At 64.9% G+C, this 10138-nt stretch carries 8 protein-coding genes; 2 read left to right on the top strand and 6 right to left on the bottom strand.

The features are described from left to right. A partial coding sequence (locus VFA16_RS06390; protein WP_324967009.1) for a DUF222 domain-containing protein occupies positions 1-828 on the bottom strand: 828 nt, incomplete at its 3' end. A gap of 243 nt (positions 829-1071) precedes the next feature. Here VFA16_RS06390 and VFA16_RS06385 point away from each other — a divergent pair. Continuing rightward, positions 1072-2478 (top strand): amino acid permease, encoded by a 1407-nt coding sequence (locus VFA16_RS06385; protein WP_324967008.1) that lies wholly within the window; start codon positions 1072-1074, stop codon positions 2476-2478. Here the strand turns inward: VFA16_RS06385 and dacB are convergent. The 5 genes from dacB to VFA16_RS06360 all read right to left on the bottom strand — a co-directional run bounded on the left by dacB (position 2457) and on the right by VFA16_RS06360 (position 8214). Beyond that, entirely contained in the window at positions 2457-3917 is a 1461-nt protein-coding gene (gene dacB, locus VFA16_RS06380) for a D-alanyl-D-alanine carboxypeptidase/D-alanyl-D-alanine endopeptidase (protein ID WP_324967007.1), read from the bottom strand. The genes VFA16_RS06385 and dacB overlap by 22 nt on opposite strands. Before the next feature lie 363 nt (positions 3918-4280). Continuing rightward, positions 4281-4622 carry a DUF4189 domain-containing protein gene (locus VFA16_RS23750; RefSeq protein ID WP_414687650.1) on the bottom strand — a complete coding sequence of 114 codons (342 nt, stop codon included), beginning with the start codon at positions 4620-4622 and terminating at the stop codon, positions 4281-4283. Positions 4623-5045: 423 nt separating this feature from the next. Next, positions 5046-6053: a zinc-binding dehydrogenase gene (locus VFA16_RS06370; RefSeq protein ID WP_324967005.1), complete on the bottom strand. Its 1008-nt coding sequence runs from the start codon at positions 6051-6053 to the stop codon at positions 5046-5048. Beyond that, the gene (locus tag VFA16_RS06365) at positions 6053-7249 is read right to left on the bottom strand and encodes an LLM class flavin-dependent oxidoreductase (protein ID WP_324967004.1); all 1197 of its coding nucleotides are present in this window, start codon (positions 7247-7249) and stop codon (positions 6053-6055) included. The genes VFA16_RS06370 and VFA16_RS06365 overlap by 1 nt, the downstream gene beginning before the upstream one ends. Next, a complete protein-coding gene (locus VFA16_RS06360) occupies positions 7246-8214 on the bottom strand; it encodes an alpha/beta hydrolase (protein WP_324967003.1) in 969 nt (322 codons plus the stop codon). Before VFA16_RS06360 ends, VFA16_RS06365 begins: the two co-directional genes overlap by 4 nt. Positions 8215-8579: 365 nt before the next feature. Here VFA16_RS06360 and ftsH point away from each other — a divergent pair. Continuing rightward, positions 8580-10138, top strand: a 1559-nt coding sequence (gene ftsH / locus VFA16_RS06355; protein WP_324967002.1) for an ATP-dependent zinc metalloprotease FtsH, incomplete at its 3' end; no start/stop codon positions are given.

Here is a 10138-nt window from a genome sequence, read left to right as displayed (position 1 = left end):
ACTGCTGTTGCCGTAGACCGTCTGCTCGCTGGCCACCACGTTTATGACGACTTGCGCACCAGCCGGATCGCGATCAGGCTGGGCAGCGTCGCCGCGGGTGGGGCAGTCCGGCTTTCCGCAGGCGCAAGCCAGGCGCCGTCCTTCGGTCAGCGCAGCGAGCGCGTCGGCGCGGCGCTGATCCAGGTTGCGGGGATCCTCCGCGCACACCTGCTTGGCCAGCTCCGACAGCCGCCGGTCGAACGCCGTAGCCGCCGACGCCGCCACGGTGCCGTAGATTTCGGCCATCCCGTGCTCCGTGGCGCTGGTCCCGATGTAGCGGTCATCCTCGGCGCGCTCGCGGCGTTCACGTGCAGCGTCGGGATCGGCGACGCGTACTGCAGCATCTACCGCGTTGACGATTCGCTGCCGCGACCAGCTGTGCCACTTACCGATACGCGCCGCCAGTGACCCATCCAGCTTGGCCATCAGCTCCGCGTCGGTAACCAGGTCGGTGCGGCTGATTATCAATCGGACTGTGCGCCAATCCGTTCGGCCCTCAGCTAACAGCGCGGCCACCTTGGGCAGGCGTGTATCGAGAGCGTGAGCGTGCGATACCAGATAGCTGGCTGCCATCGCGGACAAGTTCATCGCCGCAGCCACCTCGGCCGTGGTCTGCTCGAACCCGTCGACCACCGCGAACCCGCGCTCCGCGTCCGCGCTTTCGGCCGCCGCCAGCCGATGCCGCAACAGCGCTGCCACCGCTGCCAGCCGCCGCGCCACCAGCATCGACTCCAACCGATACGACGAGCGCACCGCAGCCACCAGGGCTGATGCGTCCAGATCTCCCATCGCCGCAGGGTCGTCAACACCAGCCATAGCCAGTGGATCAGCAAGAGCCTCGAACATACTTTCGATCATAGCGCCATCCACTGACGCCACGGCCCCGGCAGCTGCTCATCGCCTGAGTTATACGCAGCGGCGCTTCCATCCACAGAAGCGAAGGCACCGCGCCCAATTGGCAACTCCGTGCGACGCGCCGGGTACGTCGGCGCCCCGCCTCTCCGCCCCGCGATCCTGTGATAAGAGATCCCAGTGAGCCTGGCCAAATCCGAAACGGGAGTATCCGACCTCGGATATGAACGCGGCCTTTCGGCCCGAACTGTCCAGATGCTCGCAATCGGCGGCGCGATCGGCACCGGGCTGTTCTACGGGGCCGGTGGTGCTATCGAGCAGGCCGGCCCAGCGGTGATCCTGGCGTATTTGGTCGCCGGTCTGGCGATCTTCGTCATCATGCGCGCCTTTGGCGAGCTGCTTGTGTACCGACCGGTGTCGGGCAGCATGTCCGAATACGCGGAGGAGTTCCTCGGCCGGTTTGCCGGTTTCGCCAACGGCTGGACGTATTGGGCAGTGTGGACCACCACCTGCATGGCCGAGATCACCGTCGGCGGAAAGTATGTGAAGTTCTGGTGGCCCGCCGTTCCCGAGTGGGTCACGGCACTGGTTGTGCTCGTCGTTCTCTTCGCCGCAAACCTCATCTCGGTGAAGATCTTCGGCGAGGCCGAGTTCTGGTTTTCGATGATCAAGGTGGCGGCCATCGTCGGCATGATCATCATGGGTATCGGTGTGCTGCTTCCCATTCCGGCTCTAGGACCAACCACTGGACCGACCATTGCCAACTTGTGGAATGACAGTGGTATTTTCCCGACCGGCTTGGGCCAAGCGTTACTGAGCCTGCAGGTCGGGGTGTTCGCCTATGTTGGCGTCGAGCTGGTCGGCGTGACCGCCGGTGAAGCGGAGAACCCGAAAGTGACCTTGCGCAAGGCGATTAACACCCTGCCGTTCCGGATCGGGCTGTTCTACGTCGGGGCGCTGTTCGTCATCTTGTCGGTGCGCGGCTGGCGTAACTTCCACGACGGCCAAAGTCCCTTTGTCGCGGTGTTCCAATACATCAACCTCCCGGCGGCCGCCGGCACCGTCAACTTCATCCTGCTGACCGCCGCCCTCTCGTCATGCAATGCCGGCATCTATTCGACGGGCCGTATGCTGCGCAGCCTCTCCCAGCGGGGTGAGGCGCCGGCTCACCTGCAGCTGTTGAGCGCGCGTCACGTGCCGCTCGTGGCGACCACCTTCTCAGTTCTCGTGATGAGCCTGGGCGTATTCGTCAACTGGCTCTCCCCGGACAAGGCGTTCGCTTACATCACGTCGGTGTCCACCATCGGGATCATTTTTGTGTGGACCTCAATCCTGCTGTCGCACCTGGTTTATCGCAGACGAGTTGCAGCCGGAGAACTGCCGGCCTCCCGCTATCGGCTCCCGGGCGCGCCGGCGACGACGGCGTTGGCCCTGGCCTTCCTCGCCTTGGTCGTGGTGCTGTTGTTCTTCACTGCACATGGCCGCACCGCGATCTTGGTGGGCGTTATCTGGCTCGGGCTCGTCGCGGTTGGATATGTGGTGCACCGTGCTGAGACCTCGGTGGCTCACTTGGACAGCGACTGCTGAATTTGCGCCGCCACCATTCCGACGTCGTCGTTGGCTTGCCGCAGGCCGGTGAGGACGTCAGGGTAGGTGGCGCCGCTCATCGACAGGTCGAAAACCAGATGACGACCCTTTTCAGTGGTGATGTAACCCGCGAGACTCTGCACGTTGACTAGAGCGCGACCGGTCGCGGGATCGGCTACTGCGACGGTCCCGGTCTTAGCCTGCACCTTGCCCTTTGCGGGGCTGTTGTGCCCGACGGGCGCTATGGTGCCGGTCGCGCCCAAAACGGGCTGTCCGGAGACGAACGCCGGTCCCCACCGCTGCCGGGCCGCCCACCCGTTCCAGGCCGCCATCTGTTTCGGCGTCGACGAGGCCGGGTAAGCCCCCTCGCCGTCGGTGAGCACGACAGCGTCTGACCGCAATCCCGCCTTTTCCACGGTGGCCCGAATGGTTCGCAACCCGTCGGAGCAATCGTTGGAACCGGTCTTGGATGCCAGCAGGCACAGCATCGCATTGGCCCCGGCGTTGTAACTGGCGCGCAGGATCATCGAGCCGAATGCCTGCAACGGTGGCGATTGCAGCGACGCCAATTGACGGCGGCCCGAATAGCTGTTCGGTGCCGGAAGCCGGGACTGATCGTTGGGACCAAGAGCCGGAGCGCTCACCGTAATCCCTGCTCGCCCAAGGGCTTCGATAAACAATGTCCGCGCCCACGCGGCAGCCTCGGGCACCCGGTAGATCGTGAGCTGCGGCCTGCCTTGCGGGATCAGCCCGCTGACCACAATGTTGCGCGGATTGGTCGGGTCGGCGGTCACCTCCAGGCTCGACGGGTTGTCAGGTTTGACCGTCGATACTTTCGACTGCACAGTGAATGCGGTTGTGGCAGGCGATGGTCGGACGGCGGCCGGCTGGCCGATAGCACCCGGTATCACTTCGATATCCAACAGGTTGTCGTTGACGAAGACGGATGGCACAGCACCCTCATGCCCAGGGGGTGACTGCCAGATTCGGGTGTCGACGACGACGTCGCCGTCGACGACCTTGACTCCCTTGGCGGCGATTTGGCGGGCCAGGTCATCGAGGCCGGCCAAGGGATCGTCGTTGACCTTGCGGGCGTTTGGCGCAATGTCGCCGTACACGTGATCGATACTGGTGGCGTCGAACGCGTCGTCGACGCGGCCGTGCATCGCGCCGCGACCGCCCAGCGTGAGATCGCCTGAGGCGACCAGGATTACGTCGCCGTGCAGCACGCCTTCGATCACCGGCGCAGTGGCATACACCGGTGTGGTCAGCCGGGCGTTGGGCCCAATGGTGTCGTACACCGTCCCGATCGTGAATTGCTTTGCGGCCGAGCCGGTAAGCACCATCTCGTCGGGACGCTGGCTCAACAGAACTTCGCCGGAGTCGCGATCGGCTACGTAGTAGAGCCACCTCGCGGTCGCATATGCCGGTTTCGCCATGATCCTGAGCGCGCCTTCAGGCAGCTGCCCACTCGTCCGGTCACTGCTCTTCTCAGAGTTGCAGGCGGCAATCAGGGCAACAACCAGCGTGACAGCGCCAAGCAGCCGCATCGCGCTACGCATCATGCGCTACCTTTCGTCGCCTGTAGTACATCAGGCGCAGCGGCGACGGTTGAACAGAGCACTATCACGCAAGGGCATCCGCAGCCCAACAACGGGTAGCTCACGCGATGGTAGAAACCCCGCCGAGCGGGCCGACGTCTCTGGCCTGCTCGGCGGGGCAACGGTTCGCGTCTCGCTACCAGGCTCGGGCGGCGGAGTGCCGTGATATAGCCGCCGAGTGAAAACCCGGAGCCAGCGCGATCACTGGCCTTGGGGCGGGTTGGTCGTGCTTGTGGTCGAGCTGCTCGTGCTTGTCGGTGTTGTGGTTCCGCTCGTGGGCGTGGCGGTCGAGCCCGCGGGCGGGGTGTTGCATGCCGACTTGAGGACTGTGCTGCCCGGGCTTTGGTTCATTGCGTTTTGTTCTGCTTCTTGCTGCGTGGCGCCGCTGTCCCCGAAATACTGGTCTCCGTTTCTGACGACGGCACCGCAGTCGGGGTACTTGAAGGTAATCAACACGTTGCAGGTGGGATTGTTTTGGTGACAGTCAGAGGTCGCGCCTATGTTGGCCTGGTACTCATTTGGCTTATCAGTCGCTACGCCCACGGACTTCCCGTCTGGAGAGACGGCGATCGCGCCCCAGGCTTCGTCATCGGCATTTGCGACGGGGACCACGGCGAACGCTAACGCGGCGGCCGCTGTGGCGCCTGCCGCGGAGATCACAGCGCGGGTTCGAAAACTACTCACTGTCACGGTGATTCCTTTCCGGCCGTTGTATCGGCCATTGTTGAAATTGGCTGGATGATATGGCGCACAATCAGCACACCGAAGCGCGACCAGTGTGCTCGGTCAGCGTCGTGGAAACCTCCTTTCCGGCGCATGCCCAAATAGATCACCTTAAACACCGCGCGTTGGCGCTGGAACCGATTTGGCAAAATCACGTGCCGCTTTTGCTCGAACCATTGTTATGCACCGCTTTTGCGTGCAGTTCACAGCGGCGGCTACCGGCCCCGATATCGCAGAACCGTCCTACGGTGTAACCAAAACCTTGCAGTGCCGTTCCGGATCGGCCAGATCGTCGAACGCCGCTCCGACCCCGTCGAGGCCCACTTCGCCGGTGATCACCGGGGCAACGTCGATATCTCCTTCAGCAATCGCACGCAGCGAGTCGGCGAATTCGTTTGGGTCATAAGCGAGCACAAACTGCACGTTGATCTCTTTGGCAATCGCGAAGAACGGATGCATGGTGTCGGGTTGCATGCATACGCCCGCGACGACGAGCCGGGTGCCCGGTCGGGCCCGCCGTATGATGTCGTCGATGATGCCCGGAACCCCGACAGCCTCGAACACCACAGCCGGCGAAACGGTGTCGAACGGCGACTCCTGTGCGGGATCCACTGTCTGGTGCGCGCCCATGGCAGCAGCTAACTCGCGCCGCTTAGGTGAAAAATCAGAAGCCACAATTGTTTCCACGCCGCGCGCCCGCAATGCGGCGATGATCGCGATTCCGATCGGGCCGCAACCGATTACCAAGGCGACCTCTCCGCGCCCGATTCCCGATTTATTCACCGCGTGCAGCCCGACCGCCATCGGCTCGGTCAACGCGGCGTGCCTGGGATCCAAGCCGTTCGGAATCGGCAGCAGCAGCGGCGCCGAAAGCAGCATCCGTTCGGCGTAACCGCCGATTGTGCGGTTGGAGTAGACGATCGGCTCGACACCTTTCTCCGACAGCAGCACGGGTATCGACGTCACCAGCGTCCCGGGTGGATGTGTCTCGGTATCGGGACCAGCTTCGAGCACCTCGGCGCTGAATTCGTGACCCATGAACACGTCACGATTCAAATCGACACCCATCTCCCCGAAACCGCCCTCGGCGCCAAGCGCGAGCACTTCGTCACCGTGGGCGGCGAAATGCAGGTCCGAGCCGCAGATTCCGCACGAGCGCACGGCGACCAGCACCTGGCCCGGCCCAGGCACCGGATCGGGCACATCGTCGCGGCAGACCATGCGCCCGTCCCGCAATACCGCGGCGCGCATCAGTTCTGCTCGCTTTCCAGCTTGAGTTCGTCGGTGTGCTCGCTGATGGCTTTGACTACCGCCTCGCCGGCGCGGCCAAGCAGTTGATCCCGCATACTGCGAGCCCACTCGTGCGACGCCCGCGGTGCGGCCAGCTGGCCCTTGAAATGCGGAATCACCTTGCGGGCAAACAATTCGTAAGAGTGGTAGGTCGCTTCGGGGGATGCCCAGTCGTGGCCCAGCATCAAAAATGTTCCGAAACCTCCGGAGCGGTCGAGCAAATCTTGGATGTAGCCGATCGCGTCGTCGGGTGTCCCTATGCAGCAATTGCCTTTGGCCGCATAGTCTTCGACGAACTCCCGCGGCGATTGTGCGCCCTCGACCAGGTTGGCCAACGGTACGAACCCGGCGGCGCCGAAGTATTTCGCGAAATCTTGCAGGCCGTAGGTGCAGTCGTCGATCGCCTGGTCGCGGCTGTCGGCCAGATGCATGATGCCCAGCACCCGCCAACCCGCGCGGTCCGGTTCGTCGCGTCCGGCCTTGCGGGCTTGGTCGCAGACCACCTCCCAGGCGTTTTCCAGCGCCGCGTACCCGCCCGGCACCGACATCGACAGCGACAGCAGCGACGTGCCCAGCGCTCCGGCCAATCGTGGCCCGGACGGGGAAATCATTGCCGCGGTGGCGATCTCGGGATACGGCCAGGTGTAGGGGCGAATATGCAGCTGCGCGTCGCGCAAGGTGAACCAGTCGGAGTGCCGGCTGATCCGCTCACCGGGGGCGGCGCGAAACAGCGCCAGAATTGCCTCCAGCGACTCCTGCATCATCCGGCGCTGCTCGACCGGGTCGATGCCCATCATGTATGCGTCCGAGGGCAGCGCTCCTGGGCCGGTGCCGAACATCACCCGGCCACGGGTCAAATGGTCCAGCAATACCCAGCGGTCGGCCACCATCAGCGGATGGTGGTAGGGCAGCGAAACCACTCCGGTGCCCAGCCGGATGTGCTTGGTCCGCTCGGCCGCCGCGGCGATAAACACCTCTGGACACGCGATCAGCTCGTAGCCGCCGGAGTGGTGCTCGCCGAACCATGCTTCGTCGAAGCCGAGGCGGTCCAGTGCGACAACGCGCTCCATGTCGTATTCCAGTGCCACCGTGGGAGACTGGCCGGTCGGGTGAAACGGTGTGATGAAGGCGCCGAAACGCAGCGGACCACCACTCATCGCAACTCCAATCCCTCGAGGAAATCTAGCAACGCCGCGTTGACCTCGTCGGGTCTTTCCTGCTGTAGCCAGTGCCCCGCGCCGTCGATCATCACCTCGCGATACGGACCGGTGACCACTTCGCCCGCGCGGTCGCGGCGCATGAACCCCAATACAGGATCGGCTGTTCCGGCCATGAACAGCGCCGGCACGGTGATCGTCGCGCTCACCGGATCCGCCAGGATCTCCCAGTTACGGTCCAAATTGCGATACCAGTTCAGTCCGCCAGTGAACCCCGTGCGGCTGAATTCGCCGATGTAGTGGTCGAGTTCGTCCGCGCTGATCCAGTCCGGCAGGCCGTTGGGCTCGGGCAACCGTTCGACGAAACCCTCCGGCCCTGCTCGGGCCATCCGCAGCGCCGCGGCTCGGTCGTCACCGCTGCGCAGCCCGCCCATCATCCGTCGGATGACCTTGGCCGGATCCGCGTTGAGCTCGGCGTCGGCCACGCCGGGCTCCTGGAAATAGAGCATGTAGAAGAAGTGGTCGCCAAAGACCTTGCGGAACGCCTGCGTCGGCGGCAGTTGGGAGCGCGGTGTCGGCGGGACGCTCAAACCCGCCACTGCCGCGACGCGGTCGGGGTGGAGCTGCGCCGCGCTCCATGCCACCGGGGCGCCCCAGTCATGACCTACCCACACCGCGCGGTCGGTGCCGGCGTCATCGAGCAGGCCGACGATGTCGGCGGTCAACGCCGCAATGTCATAGGCCTCTATGGCTTCTGGCCGAGACGAGCCGCCGTAGCCGCGCTGATCGGGGGCAAGCACGCGAAAGCCCGCCGCGGCCAGCGCCGGAATCTGGTACCGCCACGAGTAGGCGAGTTCGGGGAATCCGTGCGCCAGCACCACCACCGGCGCACCGGGTTGCCCTGCCTCGACGACCCGCAGCCGCACACCGTTGGTATCAACTAACCGTTCGGTGGGTGCGCGCACGGTCTCACCAAAGCACAACAGAAACCGGCTGAGAAGGGGTCACGGCTTGTTCGCGCCGGGCTGGCGACCCGTTTCGCTGGTAGCAGAGCATCAGCCGGGAACCGCTGCTCGGCGCGCAGTCGTTGCACTAGGCGGCGCCTGATGCGGGCCCGAAGGGGACTGCTGACGAGCCGGGCAATAACACCACCAACATGGGTGCCGATCCGCTGCGCGCGGCTCAGCCGCGCTGGCGATCGATACTGGGCTGCATGGTGGCGACCCGCTGCGCGCGGCTCAGCCGCGCTGGCGATCGCCACGAGCGGTAACCTGGACTATTCCAGCTGCGTGAATCGGGGAAGGACCTGGCCGAACACGGCCGATGCTTGATGAACCGGAAAAACGTGATCCGCACCCTCACGGCGATCGCCGTGGTGTTGCTGCTTGGCTGGTCGTTTTTTTATTTCAGTGACGACACGCGCGGCTACAAGCCCGTCGACACCTCGGTGGCGATGGCACAGATCAAAGCCGACAACGTCAAAAGCGCCCAGATCGACGACCGCGAACAGCAACTGCGGTTGACGCTGAAAAGCCCTAACAACGACACCGCCGGCTCCGACAAAGTCATCACCAAGTACCCCACCGGCTACGCGGTCCCGCTGTTCGACGCCTTGAGCAGTAAGAACGCACAGGTCAGCACGGTCGTCAACCAGGGCAACATCCTGGGATCGCTGCTGATCTACGTGTTGCCGCTATTGCTGTTGGTCGGGCTGTTCGTGATGTTCTCCCGCATGCAGGGCGGGGCGCGGATGGGCTTCGGCTTCGGGAAAGCCCGGGCCAAGCAGCTCTCCAAGGACATGCCCAAGACCACCTTCGCCGACGTCGCCGGTGTCGACGAGGCGGTCGAGGAGCTTTACGAGATCAAAGACTTCCTGCAGAACCCCGGGCGGTATCAGGCGCTGGGCGCCAAGATCCCCAAGGGTGTGCTGCTCTACGGCCCGCCGGGAACCGGCAAGACGCTGCTGGCCCGGGCCGTCGCCGGCGAGGCCGGGGTGCCGTTCTTCACGATTTCCGGCTCGGACTTCGTCGAGATGTTCGTCGGTGTGGGGGCCTCGCGGGTGCGCGACCTGTTCGACCAGGCCAAGCAAAACAGCCCGTGCATCATCTTCGTCGACGAGATCGACGCGGTCGGACGCCAGCGCGGCGCCGGCCTGGGCGGCGGCCACGACGAGCGGGAGCAGACGCTCAACCAGCTCCTCGTCGAGATGGACGGGTTCGACCTGCGCCAGGGCGTCATCCTGATCGCCGCCACCAACCGGCCCGACATCCTCGACCCGGCGCTGCTGCGGCCCGGCCGGTTCGACCGCCAGATCGTGGTCGACCGGCCCGACCTGGAGGGCCGCAAGGCGATCCTCAACGTGCACGCCAAGGGCAAGCCGCTGGCCAAGGAGGTCGACCTCGACGTCATGGCCCGGCGGACTCCGGGCTTCACCGGCGCCGACCTGGCCAACCTCATGAACGAGGCCACGCTGCTGGCCGCCCGCAAGGGCCGCGACATGGTCACCAACGGCGACCTCGACGAGGCCGTCGACCGGGTGGTGGCCGGCCCCGAGCGCAAGAGCCGGATCATCTCCGAAGAGGAGAAGCTGGTCATCGCCTACCACGAGGGTGGCCACGCTCTCGTCTCCCACGCGCTGCCCAACGCCGACCCCGTCCACAAGGTGTCGATCATCCCCAGGGGCCGGGCGCTCGGCTACACGCTGACCCTCCCGCTGGAGGACAAGTACCTCGTGACCCGGTCGGAGCTGTCCGACGAGCTGGCCATGCTCCTCGGCGGGCGCACGGCGGAGGAGCTGATCTTCACCGACCCGACCACCGGCGCCCAGAACGACATCGAGCGGGCGACGAAGATCGCCCGGTCGATGGTCACGGAGTACGGCATGAGCGA

It is taken from the genome of Mycobacterium sp., assembly GCF_035653355.1.
Lineage (GTDB): Bacteria > Actinomycetota > Actinomycetes > Mycobacteriales > Mycobacteriaceae > Mycobacterium.
Note: the sequence above shows the minus strand (reverse complement) of the source record. Positions and strands in the feature narration are given on the sequence as shown.

Coding starts and splice junctions, on each gene's coding strand:
- dacB (WP_324967007.1), bottom strand. CDS start 3,917: ATGGCGAAACCGGCATATGCGACCGCGAGGTGGCTCTACTACGTAGCC.
- VFA16_RS06370 (WP_324967005.1), bottom strand. CDS start 6,053: ATGCGCGCCGCGGTATTGCGGGACGGGCGCATGGTCTGCCGCGACGAT.
- VFA16_RS06365 (WP_324967004.1), bottom strand. CDS start 7,249: ATGAGTGGTGGTCCGCTGCGTTTCGGCGCCTTCATCACACCGTTTCAC.